The organism is Kitasatospora sp. NPDC048545, from assembly GCF_040651155.1.
Taxonomy (GTDB): Bacteria; Actinomycetota; Actinomycetes; order Streptomycetales; family Streptomycetaceae; genus Kitasatospora.
On sequence record NZ_JBEZIQ010000015.1, the window covers coordinates 1 to 15,866 of the forward strand.

14 protein-coding genes are annotated in these 15,866 nt (G+C 73.3%); 10 read left to right on the forward strand and 4 right to left on the reverse strand.

The window, feature by feature from the left end; all coding sequences use genetic code 11:
• Positions 1-77: 77 nt before the first annotated feature.
• Together AB0D10_RS16500 and AB0D10_RS16505 are read right to left on the reverse strand one after the other, a co-directional pair.
• Positions 78-1,739, reverse strand: a complete 1,662-nt coding sequence (locus tag AB0D10_RS16500; protein ID WP_360256415.1) for a serine/threonine-protein kinase — start codon at positions 1,737-1,739, stop codon at positions 78-80.
• A 154-nt stretch (positions 1,740-1,893) separates the two neighbouring features.
• On the reverse strand, positions 1,894-2,463 hold the full coding sequence (locus AB0D10_RS16505; protein ID WP_360256417.1) for a TetR/AcrR family transcriptional regulator: 570 nt from the start codon (positions 2,461-2,463) through the stop codon (positions 1,894-1,896).
• 157 nt (positions 2,464-2,620) lie between these two features.
• On the opposite strand from AB0D10_RS16505, the gene AB0D10_RS16510 reads away from it, so the two are divergent.
• From AB0D10_RS16510 to AB0D10_RS16550, 9 genes are all read left to right on the forward strand, one after another.
• Complete coding sequence (locus AB0D10_RS16510; protein ID WP_360256419.1) at positions 2,621-3,796, forward strand: agmatine deiminase family protein; 1,176 nt, start codon at positions 2,621-2,623, stop codon at positions 3,794-3,796.
• 139 nt (positions 3,797-3,935) lie between these two features.
• Positions 3,936-4,940 (forward strand): agmatine deiminase family protein, encoded by a 1,005-nt coding sequence (locus tag AB0D10_RS16515; protein ID WP_360256421.1) that lies wholly within the window; start codon positions 3,936-3,938, stop codon positions 4,938-4,940.
• A 32-nt stretch (positions 4,941-4,972) separates the two neighbouring features.
• Positions 4,973-6,622, forward strand: a complete 1,650-nt coding sequence (locus AB0D10_RS16520; protein ID WP_360256423.1) for an ABC transporter substrate-binding protein — start codon at positions 4,973-4,975, stop codon at positions 6,620-6,622.
• Entirely contained in the window at positions 6,619-7,578 is a 960-nt protein-coding gene (locus AB0D10_RS16525) for an ABC transporter permease (protein ID WP_360256426.1), read from the forward strand. The genes AB0D10_RS16520 and AB0D10_RS16525 overlap by 4 nt, the downstream gene beginning before the upstream one ends.
• Positions 7,575-8,429 carry an ABC transporter permease gene (locus tag AB0D10_RS16530; RefSeq protein ID WP_360256428.1) on the forward strand — a complete coding sequence of 285 codons (855 nt, stop codon included), beginning with the start codon at positions 7,575-7,577 and terminating at the stop codon, positions 8,427-8,429. Before AB0D10_RS16525 ends, AB0D10_RS16530 begins: the two co-directional genes overlap by 4 nt.
• On the forward strand, positions 8,426-9,463 hold the full coding sequence (locus tag AB0D10_RS16535; protein ID WP_360256431.1) for an ABC transporter ATP-binding protein: 1,038 nt from the start codon (positions 8,426-8,428) through the stop codon (positions 9,461-9,463). The genes AB0D10_RS16530 and AB0D10_RS16535 overlap by 4 nt, the downstream gene beginning before the upstream one ends.
• A complete protein-coding gene (locus AB0D10_RS16540; protein WP_360256433.1) occupies positions 9,456-10,253 on the forward strand; it encodes an ATP-binding cassette domain-containing protein in 798 nt (265 codons plus the stop codon). The genes AB0D10_RS16535 and AB0D10_RS16540 overlap by 8 nt, the downstream gene beginning before the upstream one ends.
• Before the next feature lie 312 nt (positions 10,254-10,565).
• Positions 10,566-11,738, forward strand: coding sequence for an agmatine deiminase family protein (locus AB0D10_RS16545; RefSeq protein ID WP_360256435.1), 1,173 nt, complete (start codon positions 10,566-10,568; stop codon positions 11,736-11,738).
• Positions 11,735-12,613, forward strand: coding sequence for a DUF4436 family protein (locus AB0D10_RS16550; RefSeq protein WP_360256437.1), 879 nt, complete (start codon positions 11,735-11,737; stop codon positions 12,611-12,613). Before AB0D10_RS16545 ends, AB0D10_RS16550 begins: the two co-directional genes overlap by 4 nt.
• 19 nt (positions 12,614-12,632) lie before the next feature.
• Here the strand turns inward: AB0D10_RS16550 and AB0D10_RS16555 are convergent, their stop codons facing one another.
• Positions 12,633-13,286, reverse strand: a complete 654-nt coding sequence (locus AB0D10_RS16555; protein WP_360256439.1) for a TetR/AcrR family transcriptional regulator — start codon at positions 13,284-13,286, stop codon at positions 12,633-12,635.
• Between the two features lie 142 nt (positions 13,287-13,428).
• On the opposite strand from AB0D10_RS16555, the gene AB0D10_RS16560 reads away from it, so the two are divergent.
• Complete coding sequence (locus tag AB0D10_RS16560; protein WP_360256441.1) at positions 13,429-14,607, forward strand: agmatine deiminase family protein; 1,179 nt, start codon at positions 13,429-13,431, stop codon at positions 14,605-14,607.
• Between the two features lie 48 nt (positions 14,608-14,655).
• Here AB0D10_RS16560 and AB0D10_RS16565 read toward each other — a convergent pair whose 3' ends face one another.
• Positions 14,656-15,816 (reverse strand): agmatine deiminase family protein, encoded by a 1,161-nt coding sequence (locus tag AB0D10_RS16565; RefSeq protein WP_360256443.1) that lies wholly within the window; start codon positions 15,814-15,816, stop codon positions 14,656-14,658.
• Positions 15,817-15,866: the final 50 nt, after the last annotated feature.

The window sequence follows — 15,866 nt, forward strand, 5'->3', positions numbered from 1 at the left end:
GCCGCCTGGCCCCCACCGCGCGGTGGGGGGAACGACGGCTCTGTGCCGCTCCGGGCCCGTCCGCGCGGCGGGCGGGCTCAGCCGTTGCGGTGGTAGCGGTCCAGGGAGACCTTGACCGGGTCGTCCGGGCCCGCGGTCTGCAGCACCCGGACGACCGCGAGGTCCCGGCCGTCCGCGGACCGGACGCAGAAGGCGCTGCCCGGCCCGGCGGCGGCGAACGGGATCCGTCCGGCCGGGCGGCTGCCGAGCCCCTTGAGGCACTCGGCCACGCCCAGGCCGGCGTCCCTGCCGATGAAGGAGTCGGCGCTCTCCGGCACGAGGAACTCGCCGTCGCCGCGGCCGACGTACCAGGTCGCGCTGTCGATCGGGGCCACGGTGCCGTTGGTGAGGTCGAACTCGTAGCCGGAGTCCGCCGAGGTCAGCTCGACGGAGCGGTAGACCGGGGCGAAGTCGGCGGCGGGCCCCGGCGGCGGCGTCGATGCGGGCGGCGCGGCGGAGCCGGACACCGGGGCCTCGGCGGTCGCGGCCTCCACCGGCTCCTGGTCGTCGAGCAGGAACACCGCCGCCGCGGCGCCGACGGTCAGGGCGACGGCGGCGGTCAGCGCGGTGCGCCCGAGGGCGCGGCGGCGGCCCCGGTCGCGGGCGTCCTCGCGCCGGGCCGCGCGGGAGCCGGTCGACTGCCCGGGCGGCGCGGGCGGAGCGGGGACGGGGGAGGGCGCCGGGGCGAGCAGGGTGGGCGTCGGCGCGGAGGCCGGCGCGAGGACTGTCCGGGCGGACTCCCGGCCCGGCTGCGCGGCGGCCTCGGCGGGCACCTGGGGAAGGTCGGCGTGCCGGGTGATCTGGCTGGTCAGTGGGTGCGGGAGCCAGTCGTCGCCGAACCGGAGGTGGCCGCCGACGGCCGGGTGGTTCCGGGCGGCGGCGATCACCTCGGCGGTGGTCGGACGGTCCTCGGGCCGCTTGGCGAGGCAGTGCAGGAGCAGGTCGCGCAGGCTCTCCGGGACCCGGCCGAGGTCGGGGTCCTCGTGGACGGTCCGGTAGAGCGCGGCCGGGTCCGGGCCGTCCCCGAAGGGCGGGGTGCCGCCCGCGACGTGGACGGCCAGCGCGCCCAGCGCGTAGACGTCGGTGGCCGGGGTCGCGGCCCGGCCCATGGCCTGCTCGGGCGCCATGTAGGCGGGCGAGCCGATGCGCACTCCGGTGCCGGTGAGCGCGCTGGCGTCGGCGGCGCGGGCGATGCCGAAGTCGATCACCCGGGGGCCGTCGGAGGCGATCAGCACGTTGCCGGGCTTGAGGTCGCGGTGGACCACCCCGCTGGTGTGGATCGCCTGCAGCGCCTCGGCGATGCCGGCCATCAGCAGCAGGACGGTCCGCTCCGGGAGCGGACCGAAACGCTGTACCACCTGCTGGAGGGAGGGGCCCGGCACGTACGTGGTGGCCAGCCAGGGGGTGGCGGCGTCCACGCCGGCGTCGACGACCTGTGCGGTGAACAGTCCGTGGATGCGCCGGGCGCTGGCCACCTCCTGGGCGAAGCGGGCCCGGAACTCCGGGTCCTCGGCCAGTTCGGGCCGGACCACCTTGAGTGCCACCGGCCGCCCGCCGGGCGTGTAGGAGAGGTAGACCCGACCCATGCCGCCGGCGCCGAGCCGGGCGTACAGCAGGTGGCCGCCGACCTCGCGCGGGTCGTCCGCGGTCAGCTCCTGGAAGACCGGCTGCAGGGCGAAGGGGGATCGGTCAGCGGACATGCGGTGGCCTCTCTCGGCGGACAGGGAGGGGGGCAGGAGCCGGAAGGGCGCCCCGGGCGGCCACGGCGCTGGTCGGCGCAGACGGCATCGCGAAGTTTAGAGGCAGGGCCAGGGTAGTCGTGACGGGCGGACCGGAGGCCGGCGCCAGGGGCGGTCAGCGTTGCAGTTCGGTTTCGACGGCGCTGCGGAGCAGCCGGCGTGCGTGGTCGAGCGGCAGCGAGCCGCTCAGCCACCGCACGCTGAGGCCCTCGACGAGGATCGTGAGCCGCTCGGCGGCGGCCGCGTGCGCGGGAGCGGTGCCGGTCGGGTCGGCCCGGGCGAGGAGTTCGGCGATGTCGTGCACCCAGGTGTGGGTGGTCCTCGCCAGGTCCTCGCGCAGGCTCGGTTCGAAGACTGCGCTGGCTCTCAACTCGCCCCAGGCGGTGCTGTTCTCGCGCACGTCGATGCTGTCCTGGAGCTCCCGGAGCAGGACCCGTTCGAGGTCGGCCCGGGGGTCCTCGGTCCGGGGCGCGGGGCCTTCGTCGGCGGTGTAGTGGTCGGCGCGGTCGCTGATGAACTGCAGCGTCTGGCGCAGGATGCCGGCCCGGTCGGTGAAGTGGTAGTAGATCAGCGAGGTGGACACCCCAGCCTCGGTCGCCAGTTCGCCCACGCGCAGTCCGCGGACGCCACGGCGGGCGATCACCCTGGTGGCGGCCTTGAGTATTTCCGTCCGACGGTCCGACATGGTCGCCCACTCTACCGGGCTTCCCGGCTGGTCAGACAGGTTCCTGATGATCGTTTCAGTGAGATGGGCCGGCTTTGAGCCAAAAGCTTGACTGAATTTTCAGTACGGTAGAGGATGCGGGGCAACCCCCACCCCTGCATCACCCAGGGAGTCCCCCATGCAATCCCCCACCCCTTCCCGGCGCGCTCTGCTCCGGTTCGGTGCGGCCGCCGCCCCCCTGATCGCCCTCGGCGGCGTCCTGCCGGCGTCGGCCCGGGCCGCGACGGCCTCGACCGCCGCGGCGGGCGCCACCACGAGGCTGCGGATGCCCGCCGAGAGCGACCGGCACGTCCGCACCTTCATGGCCTGGCCGGCGCTGTCGTCGATCTGGCGGACCCAGCTCTCCGCGGTCCGTGACGACATCGCACGGGTCGCCCACCAGATCTCCCGCTACGAACCGGTGGTCGTGGTCGCCCGCCCGGGTCAGGCCGCCGACGCGCGGTACTACTGCGGCCCCGGCGCCTACTACGGCATCACCGTCGTCGAGATCTCCAACGACGACCTGTGGATCCGGGACTTCGGTCCGACCTTCGTGGTCGCGCCGGGCGCCATCGCCGGTGTCGACACCAACTTCAACGGCTGGGGCAAGAGCGGCACCCCCTACTACCAGCGCTTCACCGAGGACGCCGGGGTCGCGGCCACCCTGCTCGTCGAGCACGGAGTCGACCGCGTCCAGGCCCCCTTCGTCGGCGAGGGCGGCGCCCTGGAGACGGACGGCCAGGGCACCCTGCTGGCCACGGTCAGCTCGCTGGTGAACCCCAACCGCAACCCCGGGATGTCCCAGGACCAGGTCGAACAGGCCCTGAAGACCACGCTCGGGATGGACAAGGTGATCTGGCTGGCCGGCCTGGCGGGCCAGGACATCACGGACGACCACATCGACTGCCTGGCGCGCTTCACCTCGCCCGGCCGAGTCGTCCTCGACCAGCCCGGCCCCGGCACCGACCAGACCTGGATCGACGTCCACCAGCAGGCCAAACAGGTCCTGCGGACCGCGACCGACGCCCAGGGCCGGCCGCTGACCGTCGTGGAGCTCCCCGGCCCCGACCGGGCGAGGATCCGCGGGCGCGGCAAGGACTTCCTGTCCAGCTACACCAACTTCTACGTCGCCAACGGCGCCGTCTTCGTTCCGCAGTTCGGCGACACCTTCGCCGACGCGCAGGCCTACGCGATCCTGCAGGCCGAGTTCCCCGGGCGCGACGTCGTCCAGCTGAACATCGACAACATCGCCTCCGGCGGTGGCGGCATCCACTGCGCCACCCAGTCCCAGCCGGCCGTACCGCCGGCCCTCTGAGACCCCTCGGCGGCCCGTCCGGAACCCCACGGAGGCGGGCCGCCGAGGACCTCCGCTCACACCACCCTCACCCTCCCTCCCGGCCGGCCGGCGCACCGAAGGCGCCGGCCCGGCCGGACCCGAACAGAAGAGGTTTCCCGTGACGTACCGAATGCCCGCGGAGTGGACCGAGCACGAGGGCTGCCTGATGGCCTGGCCCGTCCGGCCGGAGCTGTGGGGCGACACCCTCGACGAGGTGCAGGGCGAGTACGCGGCGGTCGCCCGCGCCATCGCCGAGTTCGAGCCGGTCACCATGGTGGCGCCGCCCGGTCACGGCGAGGACGCGCGCTCCCGGTGCGGCGAGGGCATCACCGTCGTGGAGCTGCCGACCGACGACTCCTGGTTCCGCGACTCCGCGCCGATCTTCGTCCTGGACGGGGACGGCCGCCGGGCCGGCGTGGACTTCCGCTTCAACGCCTGGGGCCGCAAGCACCACCCGTGGGCCGCCGACGACCGGATCAGCGGCCTACTGCTGGACCACCTCGGCACCCCGGCGATCCGCTCCGAGATGATCCTCGAAGGCGGCGCGGTCACCGTCGACGGCGAGGGCACGCTGATCACCACCGAGCAGTGCCTGCTGCACCCCAACCGCAACCCGGACATGAGCCGTGAGGAGATCGAGGCCGAGCTGAAGGCCCGCCTCGGCGTCACCAAGGTGATCTGGCTGCCCTACGGCGGCGCGCTGGACACCGAGACCGACGGGCACGTCGACGGCGTCTGCGCCTTCGTCGCCCCCGGCAAGGTCGTGGTGCAGCTGCCGTCCGACCCGGAGCACCCGGACCACGTGCGGATGCGGGCCAACCGCACCGTGCTGGAGCACTCCACCGACGCCCAGGGCCGGCCCTTCGAGATCGTCGACCTGACGCAGGCCGCCTTCGTCGAGGTCGACGGGCGCGAGGTCGAGGTCGGGTACCTGAACTTCTACCTGGCCAACGGCGGTGTCGTCGTGCCGGTCGCCGACCACCCCGAGGACGCGGGTGCGCTCGCCGTGCTCGCCGCCGTCTACCCGGACCGGAAGGTCGTCGGCGTGCGGGCCAGGGTCATCGCCTACGGCGGCGGTGGTGTCCACTGCATCACGCAGCAGTTCCCGGCCGCCCACGCCTGACCCCCTCGCCAGCGAACGGAGAACACCCCCTCATGACTCCCACCGCGCCCGCGAGACGCGCCACCGCCCCCGGCCGGCTCGCCCTCGCCACCGCCCTGCTCTCGGCCGCGGCCCTGGTCGCCGCCTGCTCCGGTCCGCCGCGCGGCGGCGCCGACCAGGCGGCGGTCCAGCTGTCCGCCGACACCCCGGCGGCCAAGGGCGAACTCGACTCCTTCACCTGGGCCACCTACGCGGAGCCGCCCACCCTCGACTACATCCAGGCCTTCGACTACCCGCAGAACACCGTCCTGTCGAACGTCTGCGAGAGCCTGATGCGCTGGACCCCCCAGCTCACCCTGGCTCCCGGCCTGGCCGAGAAGGCCTCCAACCCCGACGCCACCACCTGGGTCTACGACCTGCGCTCCGGCGTGCACTTCCACGACGGCTCGGTGATGACCGCCGACGACGTCGTCTACAGCCTCGGCCGGCAGACGAACCCCGACAACGCCTCGGCCTGGGCCCAGGTGTTCCAGAACGTCGACTCCGTCGCCAGGACCGGCCCGCTCCAGGTCACCGTCAAGCTCAAGCAGCCGGACTCCCAGTTCCCGCAGTACATGGCCACCGCGGCCGGCGTGGTCGCGGCCAAGGCCGGGGTGGAGGCGGCCGGCAAGGACTACGGCACCGGCGGCAGCCTCGACTGCACCGGGCCCTTCGAACTCGGGGCCTGGGCCAAGGGGCAGTCGATCGAGCTGCAGCGCTTCGACGACTACTGGGGCACCAGGGCCAAGTCCGGGAAGGTCGTCTTCAGCTTCCTCACCGACCCGTCCGCCCGCACCAACGCGATGCTCACCGGCGACGTCGACGGCGGCTACCTGATCCCGACCGAGAGCTACGACCGGCTGCGCAAGAGCGGCGCCGGCACGCTGTACTTCGGCGAGGGCCTGAGCACCGTCAACCTCAACGTCACCAGCATGCAGGGCCCGCTCGGCGACCTCCGGGTCCGCCAGGCCCTGTCCCTGGCGCTCGACCGCTCCGGCTTCGTCAAGACCGGCCTCGCCGGCGCAGGCACCGTCACGGGCTCGCTCACCACTCGTGCGGCCTGGGCCGGCGCCCCCGACGACGTCCGGAAGTCGGCCTTCGAGCACCTCACCCCGACCGCGCAGGACGTAGACCGGGCCAAGGCCCTGGTCAAGGAGGCCGGCGCCGAGGGCAAGACGCTCACCGTCGCCACCAGCACCATCGGCCAGGACGTCTCCCTGCTCGCCACCGCCGTCCAGGCCGCCGGCGCGAAGATCGGCCTGAACGTCCGGCTGAGGACGATCGCCCCGAACGCCTTCACCGCGCTGTTCACCGACCCCAAGGCCCGCGAGGGCCTGGACATGTTCCCCGAGACCTACTACGACTCGGTCACCGACCCGCTCGACCTGCTCGCCAACTTCAAGACCGGCGCCTACCAGAACTTCGCCGGCTACAGCGAACCGGCGTACGACGGCCTCGTCGACCAGGCGACCGCCGAGTACGACCCGGCCAAGCGCGCCGCGATCGAGGCGAAGCTCCAGCAGACCGCGTCCGAGCAGCTGTTGTGGATACCGGTCGCCGAGTGGCCCACCGCCGCCTTCCTCAACAAGCGCATCACCGGCGCCCCCACCACCATCTCGTACATGTACTACCCGTGGGCCGCCGACGTGGGGGCCGCGCGGTGAACTTCCTGAGATTCGCCGTACGGCGGCTGGTCGAGATGGCCGCCACCCTGCTCGGCGCGTCCTTCGTGGTGTTCGGCGCGATGTACCTCGCGCCGGGCAACCCGGCGAGCTTCCTGCTGTCCGGCCGGTCGGCCTCGCCGGCCGCCCTGCAGGCGATCAACGACCAGTACCACCTCGACGACCCCTTCCTGGTCCGGTACTTCCGCTGGCTCGGCCAGGTGCTGCAGGGCGACTTCGGGCGCTCGATCACCTACCGCACAGACGTGTCCACGCTGCTCGCCGACCGGCTGCCCGCCACCCTGACGCTGGTGGCCATGGCCCTGGTCGTGGTCGTCCTCATCGGCCTGGCCCTGGGCTGGATCGGCGCGGTGCGCGGTGGCGCGACCGACTCGGCGATCCTGCTCTCCACCACGCTCGCGGTCGGCACCCCCTCCTTCGTCGCGGCGGTCCTGCTGCAGGGCCTGTTCGCGGTCAAGCTGGGCTGGTTCCCGACCAGCGGCACCGGCGACGGCCTCGGCGACCTGCTGTGGCACCTCACCCTGCCGGCGATCGCCCTCGCGCTGTACCTGATCGGGATGCTCGCCCGGGTCACCCGCTCGGCGATGCTGGAGGCCCTGGAGGGCGAGCACGTCGCCGTCGCCCGCAGCCGCGGCGTGCCCGAGCATGAGGTGATCCGCCGTCACGTGTTCCGCAACTCGCTGGGCACCGTCCTGACCACCGGCGGCCTGATCGTCTCCACCCTGCTCGTCTGCACGATCCTGGTGGAGTCCGCGTTCAGCATCGGCGGCATCGGCCAGCTCCTCGAACTGTCCACCACCACCAAGGACTTCCCGACCGTCCAGGCCATCTCCCTGCTCATCGTGGCCCTGTTCATGATCGTGAACCTGGTCGTCGACCTGCTGCACCCGCTGGTCGACCCCCGGGTCACCCTCGGCACGAGGAGGTCCGACGCATGAGTGTCGCCCTCACCCGACGGCCCGGCCTCGGCCGCCTCAAGGCCGCCCGCGCCCCGCTCCACCTGGCCTGCCTCGGCATCGTCGCCCTGGTGGTCCTCGCCGCGCTGCTCGCACCCTGGGTGGCGCCGGCCGACCCGAACGCCGTCGACCTCGGCAACGCCCTCGCCGGTCCCTCGCCGGACCACCTGCTCGGCGTCGACGCTGCCGGCCGCGACACCCTCTCCCGGCTGCTGCTCGGCGCCCGCACCTCCCTGCTCGGCCCGCTCGGCGTCGTCGCCTTCTCCACCGTCGCCGGCGTCGTGGTCGGCCTGGTCGCCGGCTGGCGCGGCGGCTGGATCGACTCCGTGCTGTCCCGCAGCACCGAGCTGGTCTTCGCCTTCCCCGGCATGCTGCTCGCCATCCTGATCGTCTCGGTGTACGGCGAGGGCCTGATCGCCCCCGTCCTCGCTCTCGCGATCGCCTACCTGCCGTACGTCTCGCGCCTGACCCGCTCCCTGGTGCTGGCCGAACGGATGCGGCCCTACGTCAGCGCCTACCGGGTCCAGGGCCACTCCGCGGCGCAGATCTGCCTGCGGCACGTCCTGCCCAACATCGCCCCGATCGTCCTCGCCCAGTCCACCATCAACTTCGGATACGCCCTCATGGACCTGGCCGGCCTGTCCTTCCTCGGACTCGGCGTCCCCGCGCTCACCCCCGACTGGGGGCGGATGGTCTTCGACGGCCAGACCGCGATCCAGCACGGCTACCCGCTGTCCGCGATCCTGCCGTGCGTCCTCATCGTGCTCACCGTCGTCGCCTTCAACGTCGTCGGCGAGCGCTGGGCCGACCGCGTCGCCCGGAGGACCCCATGAACCCGGGGAAGCACACGAATCCCGAGGACTCCATGAACCCGGGGAAGCACACGAATCCCGAGGACTCCGTGAATCCCGGCGAACGGGTGCACGCCCTCGACGTCAGGGGCCTGCGGCTCCACCTGCCCGGCGCCGCCCGGCCCGTCCTCGACGGGGTCGACCTGACCGTCGCCCCCGGCGAGACCGTGGCCCTGGTCGGTGAGTCCGGCTCCGGCAAGACCCTCACCTCGCGCACCGCCCTCGGCCTGCTGCCGACCGGCGCCACCGCCGAGGGCAGCGTCCTGGTCGACGGCGAGGACGTCCTGACCATGGGCCCCGACCGGCTACGGGCCCTGCGCACCGGCCGGGCCGCGATGATCTTCCAGGACCCGCGGGCCGCCATCAACCCGCTGCGCCGCGTCGGCGACTTCCTCACCGAGGGCGTGCGCCGCACCGGCGTCATGACCGCGGCCGACGCCGGCCGGCGCGCGGCCGAACTGCTCGACGCCGTCGGCCTCGGCCCGGAACTGCTGCGCAGCTACCCCGGCCAACTGTCCGGCGGGATGCTCCAGCGCGTCATGATCGCCGCCGCGCTGATGGGCGACCCGGTGCTGCTGCTCGCCGACGAGCCGACCACCGCGCTCGACGTCACCAGCCAGGCCGAGGTCGTCGCGCTCCTCGACCAGCTGCGCGAACGCTTCGGCACCGGTCTGCTGTTCGTCACCCACGACCTCGGTCTCGCAGCCGCCATCAGCGACCGCGTCCACGTCATGTACGCCGGGCGGATCGTCGAGCACGGGCCCGCCGAGGCGCTGTTCGAACGGCCCCGCCACCCGTACACCGCCGCGCTGCTCGCCGCCACCCCGCGGCTGGACAGCGGGCCCGGCCGGCTCTCCGCCATCGACGGCCAACCGCCGGACCTGCGGCAGGAGTTGACCGGCTGCGCGTTCGCCGCCCGCTGCCGGTACGCGACCGACCTGTGCCGTGAGGCGGCCCCCGCGCCGGGCCCGGTCGCCTGTCACCACCCGCTCGAAGGGAGCCGCGCCGATGACTGAGGCCGTCCTGCAGGTCAACGGGCTGTGCCGCACCTTCGGCAGCGTGCGGGCCGTGGACGAGGTCTCGTTCACCCTCCCGGCCGGCGGCTCGCTCGGCATCGTCGGCGAGTCAGGCTCCGGCAAGACCACCACCGCCCGCATCATCGTCGGCCTCGAACAGGCGGACGCGGGCGAGGTGTCGGTCCGCGGCCGGGCCCGGACCGGGCGGGCCCGGGGGAGGGCCGAACGACTGGCCCGCGCCCGCGAGGTGCAGATGGTCTTCCAGGATCCGTTCCTCTCCCTGGACCCGCGCACCAGCGTCGAGGCCGTCCTGCGGGAGACCCTGCGGCTGCACTTCCCCGGCACCGACCACGCGGCCAGGATCCGGGAACTCCTCGACCAGGTCGGCCTCGGCACCCGGGCGTCGGAGGCGCTGCCCCGGCAGCTCTCCGGCGGCCAGCGCCAACGCGTCGCCATCGCACGGGCGTTGGCCGTCCAGCCGGACGTGCTGGTACTGGACGAGGCGGTCGCCGCACTGGACGTCTCGGTCCAGGCGCAGGTCCTCAACCTGCTCGCCGACATCCGCGAACGGACCGGCGTCGGCTACCTGTTCATCACCCACGACCTCGGCGTGGTCCGCTGCGTGACCGACGACGTCATCGTGATGCGGCACGGCCGGATCGTCGAGTCCGGCCCCACGTCCGACGTCCTTGACTCCCCGCGACACGCCTACACCAGGCTCCTGTTGGAGTCCGTTCCCCGGCCCGGCTGGGATCCCGACCGGATCGCCGCCGCGCGCCGCGCGCTGTAAGACGGCCCCGGCCCGGCAGGCGGTGGGACCTGCCGGGCCGGGGCGACCGAGCAACACCGGCGGCGGCGCCGGGTCGGCAGCGAACCTGCCCACCGGCTGCCACCGCCGGCGGTTCGCCCGTCGCCGCCTCCCCGGCCTGCACCGCCTGGTTCGGCATCCGCACCGAACACCGGCTGCGCCGCGAACGGGAGGAGGGCACCGACGCCCCGTGACCGGTTTCCCCCGAACGGCGGATGCGTGCCGCGCCGGGTCCTGACCGCCCTGTCAGTAGCCTGCGGAGCCGAACCCGACACTTACCCGGATCGAGGCCCCATGGCTCACCCCCGGCCGTCCCGCCGCTCGCTCCTGCAGTCCGGGGCCGCGCTCGCCGCACTGGCCCTGACCGGTGGCTGTTCCTCCGACAGCGGTGCGCAGGAGCAGCCCGGCCCCGGTGCCACGGCCTCGGGCACGGCCCCGTCCGGCAGCCCGGCGGCCGCCGGGCGGGCCATGCCCGCCGAGTCCGCGCCGCACACCCGCACCTTCATGGCCTGGCCCGCACTTGAGGAGGTGTGGGGCGACCAACTGCCCGGCGTCCGCCAGGACATCGCGAGCCTGGCCCGGGCCGTCGCCGGCTTCGAGCCGGTCGTCCTGCTGGCCCGCCCCGACCAGGCCGACGAGGCCCGGCAGGCCTGCGGCTCCTCGGTCGAGGTGCTCGACCTGATGGTCGACGACCTGTGGGCCCGGGACACCGGGCCCACCTTCGTCACCGGCCCGCAGGGGCTCGCCGGGGTCGACTTCGACTTCAACGGCTGGGGCAACAAGCAGACCCACGCCAACGACAGCCAGGTCGCCCGCAACGTCCTCGCCCACTACGGCATCACCCGCATCCAGGCGCCGGTCACCGGCGAGGGCGGCGGCATCGAGGTGGACGGCGAGGGCACCCTGATGGCCACCGAGAGCTCCTGGGTCAACGACAACCGCAACCCCGGCAAGACCCGCGACCGGATCGAGGCGAGCTTCGAGGAACTGCTGGGCGTCGAGAAGGTGATCTGGTTCCAGGGCGTCGCCGGGCAGGACATCACCGACTGCCACGTCGACGCCCTCGCCCGCTTCGCCGAACCCGGCACCGTCGTCCTGCACCGCCCCGCCGCCGACACCCCGCCGGACGTCTGGACCACCGCCTCCGCGCAGGCGCTGCAGGTGCTCGGGTCCGCGACCGACGCCAAGGGCCGCACGCTCAAGGTGGTCGACCTCCCCGAGCCCGACGTCGACCTGATCCAGGGGGCCGGCAAGAACTTCCTCGCCACCTACATCAACTACTACGTCTGCAACGGCGGCGTCATCGTCCCGCGCTTCGGCGACCAGGCCGCCGACGACCGCGCGGCCGGCATCATCGGCGACCTCCACCCGGGCCGCAAGGTCACCCAGGTCGACATCAACCACATCGCCTCGGGCGGCGGCGGCATCCACTGCGCCACCCAGCAGCAGCCGGCCACCGGGGCGTGAGCGCGTTGCGGTGGCGCGGGAACCGCTTCCTCGTCGCGCTGCTGACGGTGGCGGTGCTGTGCTCGGCCGGCGTCGCGCTGTACCTGAACGAGCGCAACACCCGGCAGCAGCCCCACGAACTGGCCCTGCCCGGCGTCGGTGACTGGATCGAACTGGACGTCACCGCCCAGGACATCGACCCCGGGACGGGCGAACTCACGCTCTTCGTCGTGCCGGTGCCGCACGGCGGCCTCGCCGCGGGCCCGGACTCCACCGCGTTCAGCCGGCATGTCGTGATCACCGTCCAGGCGGCGACCCGCACCGAACTGCGGGCGGCGCCGGGCGAGGCCGCGACGCCCCAGGCCGTGGCGGCCGACTTCTACAACGGCACCCTGACCGACTACCCCTTCGACCGCCACCACTTCGCGCTGTCGTTCGCGGCGTCGGACACCACCGGCGGCGTGCCCGTCGGCCTGGTCGTCGTGAACGCCGATCCGTTCTTCGTGGTCCACCCGACCAGCACCCCGAGCGCCTCCGGGGCGACCGTCCTGGAGGGCGCGGTCACCCGGGCGCGCAGCACCTTCATCCTGGCCTGGTTCATGATCGCGGCCATGTGGGCGCTCGCCCTGGCGGTGATGGCCGGCGCCGAGGTGCTCTACCGGGGGCGGCAGGGGATGGTGTGGCCCTCGCTCGGGTGGATGGCGGCGACCCTGTTCGCGCTCATCGGCATGCGCAACGCCGCGCCCGGCTCGCCGCCGATCGGTTCGCTCATCGACTACGTGGCCTTCTTCTGGGCCGAGGGCATCATCGCGGCGTGCCTGACGTTCACCGTCGTGGCCTCCAGCCGCGTCGAGCGCCGCAAACGCGCGGAGGCCGCCGCCGGTTCCGGAGCGTGACGGGGGGCGTCCCGGCCGGTCAGACGGCGTCGGCGACGACGGCGGAGGTCAGCGAGTCCAGCAGGGTCCGCAGCACCCGTTCGTCGTCCACCGTTCCGTCGAGCGACCCGATGGCGGCGAGGCCGTCCACGGCGGCGGCGAAGGCCTCACCGAGCGGAACCGGGTCGGCCTCCCCGCCGCGCTCCTCGACCAGGCAGCGGAACAGGCGCACGAAGGAGGCGCGCCACCGCGCGTACTCGGCTTCCAGACCGGCCCGGACGCGGTCGTCGTTGAGGGCGAGCCAGTGCAGGGCCGCGTGCAGCCGGGCCAGGTCGGGGCTCTCGGGCCGGGTGAGCAGTGCCAGGACCCGTTCGGTGCGCTCGGCGTAGCCGCCCGGGCCGGCGACGGCCTCCTCCAGCGGGGTGATCCACTCGGGCCGGATGTCCGCCACGACCGCGACGATCAGGTCGGTGCGGTCCGCGAAGTGGTAGTGGCACATCCCGTGCGAGACCCCGCACAGCGCGGCCACGTTGCGGGTGGTGAACCGCCCGGCGCCGTCGCCGGCGAGCAGGGTGCGGGCGGCGGCGATGAGCCGGGCCCTGGTCTGCTCGCCCTTGGCGGAAGCGCGCGCCCGGCCGGTGCCGCCGGGTCCGGTGGCCGTTCGCGGGGCCTCGCCCGTCGCCTGTGTCGCCATGGCCGCCACTGTAACGACTGCGGGCGGGCGGCAGGGGCGCATCGGCACCGATACTTGCGCAAAGTATTGACCGAGCGCTTGGCCAGTTTTACTTTTTCGGTCAACTGCTGCACCGGCAGCGGACTTTGATGTGGAGGCAGCGATGGAGGACAGCTCCAGACCCCAGCCGACCCGCGACGGCGGGCTCGACCGACGCCGGTTCCTGGCGGCCGCCGGGCTCACCGTGGCCGGAACCGCGCTGACCGCCGTCGGCGGCGGTCGGGCGCAGGCGGCGCAACCCCGCAACGGCACCGCCGGCCCGGCCGTGGCCGCCGGCTACCGCGTGCCGCCGGACACCGCCCGGCACACCCGGACCTGGATGGCCTGGCCGGACAGCACCACCATCTGGCGGAACAAGCTCAGCGGCGTCCAGTCGAACATCGCGCTCATCGCGAGGACCATCGCCAAGTACGAGCCGGTCACCATGTGCGCCAACCCGGCGAGCGTGGCCAAGGCGCGGTCGATGTGCGGCTCGGCCGTCACCGTCATCGGGGACATCCCGGTCGACGACTGCTGGATGCGCGACACCGGCCCGGTCTTCCGCACCGACGGCGCCGGCGGCCTCGACACCTTCGGCCTCAACTTCAACGGCTGGGGCAACCAGCAGAATCCGCACGGCAACGACGCCCTGGTCGCCCAACGGGTCGCCGGCTACCTCGGCCTGCCGTTCACCGCCGCCGGGCTGGTCGCCGAGGGCGGCGCCGTCGAGACCGACGCCGCGGGAACGCTGATGGCCACCCGCAGCAGCATCATCAACGCCAACCGCAACCCCGGCATGTCCCAGGCCGCGATCGAGAGCACCCTGTGCGCGGCCTTCGGCGCCACCAAGGTGATCTGGTTCACCGGCATCACGGGCCAGGACATCACCGACGACCACGTGGACGCCACCTCGCGCTTCGTCGGCGCCGGCACGGCCGTGGTCCAGATGCCGCTCGCGAGCGACACCGACGTCTGGGCCGAGGACGAGCGCCAGCAGTACCGGACCCTGACGACCTCCACCAGCGCCCAGGGCACCCCGTTCACGGTCGGCCGGATCCAGGGGCCCGACTACAACCTCATCCGCTCGACCGACCCCAACTTCGTCGGCTCCTACGCCAACTACTACCTGTGCAACAACGCGGTGATCTCCGCGCAGTTCGGGGACACCCGGGCCGACAGCGCCGCCAGGACCGCCCTCGCCCGGCTGTTCCCCGGCCGCACCGTCGAGCAACTGAACATCGACTACCTCGGGGCCGGGGGCGGCGGCATCCACTGCGTCACCCAGCAGCAGCCCGCCGGGTGAGTCCGGCGGGGCCGGCCCCGGGAGCGACTCCGGGACCGGCCCGTCCGGTCAGCCCAGGGCGGGGATGTCGTGCGTGGCGCAGTGGATGCCGCCGCCGCCCGCCGCGATCGCGTCGATCCTCACCGGGACGATCTCGCGGCCCGGGAAGTACTGCTTCATGATCTGCTGGGCCCGCTCGTCGGCCCGGGCGTCGCCGAACTTCGGCAGGTAGACGCCCTTCGTGCCGATGTAGAAGTTCATGTACGAGGAGACGAAGGCGTCGCCGCGCCCGGTGATCTTGTCAGGGTCGGGCTGCTGCAGCTCCACCACCTGCAGCTTCTTGCCCGTCGCGTCGGTGGCGTCCTTGAGGACGGAGCGGGCCTGGTCGGCCGAGCGGGACCAGACGTCCGGCGGGGTGCCCGGGAAGGCCTGGTCGAGCAGGACCACGCCGGGGGCGACGAAGCGGGTCAGGCAGTCGACGTGGGCGTCGGTGATGTCCTTGCCCTTGACGCCCGCCAGCCAGATCACCTTGGTCACGCCGAGGACCTTCTTCAGCTCGGCCTCGACCTGGTCCCGGCTCATGCCCGGGTTGCGGTTGTCGTTGACGACGGAGCTCTCGGTCACCATCAGGGTGCCCTGGCCGTCGGTCTCGAACGAGCCGCCCTCGGCGACCAGCCGGGTCTCGATCCGCTCGACGCCGTACTTCGCCAGCACCGTCCGGGCGACCTTGGAGTCGTTGCCGCGCTGCTGCTTGCCGCCCCAGCCGTTGAAGTTGAAGTCGACGCCCTTGACCTTGCCGCCCTCCTCGACGAACACCGGCAGGGTGTCGCGGGCCCACAGGTCGTCGACGGCGATCGGCACGACCTCGACGGCCGAGCCGCAGGCCTTCTGCGCGGCGTCCTTCTGCTCGGGGCGGGCCATCAGCACGACCGGCTCGCGGGCGGCGATGGCCTGGGCCAGGCCGGCCACGTCCCGGCGGACGTCCGGGAGCTGGTCGCCCCAGACGTTCTCGGACGCCGGCCAGGACATCACCGTGCGCAGGTGCTTGTCCCACTCGGCGCCGAAGCGGCGCGGGCCCGGGGTGCCGCCGGGCTGCGGCGGCACGGGGTTGTCGATGTCCTCGGCGCCCGTGGGGTCACAGGCCGTGAGGCCGAGGGTGAGGGCGCCGACACCGAGGCCGACACCGGCCAGAGAGCGCATCAGGGTACGGCGGGACGGGGCGTTGGTCATGCGGGAACTCCGGCTGCTGGTCTGGGCGGTGGACGGTGTGTGCGGTACGT

Coding starts and splice junctions, on each gene's coding strand:
- AB0D10_RS16520 (WP_360256423.1), top strand. CDS start 4,973: ATGACTCCCACCGCGCCCGCGAGACGCGCCACCGCCCCCGGCCGGCTC.
- AB0D10_RS16510 (WP_360256419.1), top strand. CDS start 2,621: ATGCAATCCCCCACCCCTTCCCGGCGCGCTCTGCTCCGGTTCGGTGCG.
- AB0D10_RS16535 (WP_360256431.1), top strand. CDS start 8,426: ATGAACCCGGGGAAGCACACGAATCCCGAGGACTCCATGAACCCGGGG.
- AB0D10_RS16505 (WP_360256417.1), bottom strand. CDS start 2,463: ATGTCGGACCGTCGGACGGAAATACTCAAGGCCGCCACCAGGGTGATC.
- AB0D10_RS16565 (WP_360256443.1), bottom strand. CDS start 15,816: ATGACCAACGCCCCGTCCCGCCGTACCCTGATGCGCTCTCTGGCCGGT.
- AB0D10_RS16555 (WP_360256439.1), bottom strand. CDS start 13,286: ATGGCGACACAGGCGACGGGCGAGGCCCCGCGAACGGCCACCGGACCC.
- AB0D10_RS16545 (WP_360256435.1), top strand. CDS start 10,566: ATGGCTCACCCCCGGCCGTCCCGCCGCTCGCTCCTGCAGTCCGGGGCC.
- AB0D10_RS16500 (WP_360256415.1), bottom strand. CDS start 1,739: ATGTCCGCTGACCGATCCCCCTTCGCCCTGCAGCCGGTCTTCCAGGAG.
- AB0D10_RS16560 (WP_360256441.1), top strand. CDS start 13,429: ATGGAGGACAGCTCCAGACCCCAGCCGACCCGCGACGGCGGGCTCGAC.
- AB0D10_RS16540 (WP_360256433.1), top strand. CDS start 9,456: ATGACTGAGGCCGTCCTGCAGGTCAACGGGCTGTGCCGCACCTTCGGC.
- AB0D10_RS16530 (WP_360256428.1), top strand. CDS start 7,575: ATGAGTGTCGCCCTCACCCGACGGCCCGGCCTCGGCCGCCTCAAGGCC.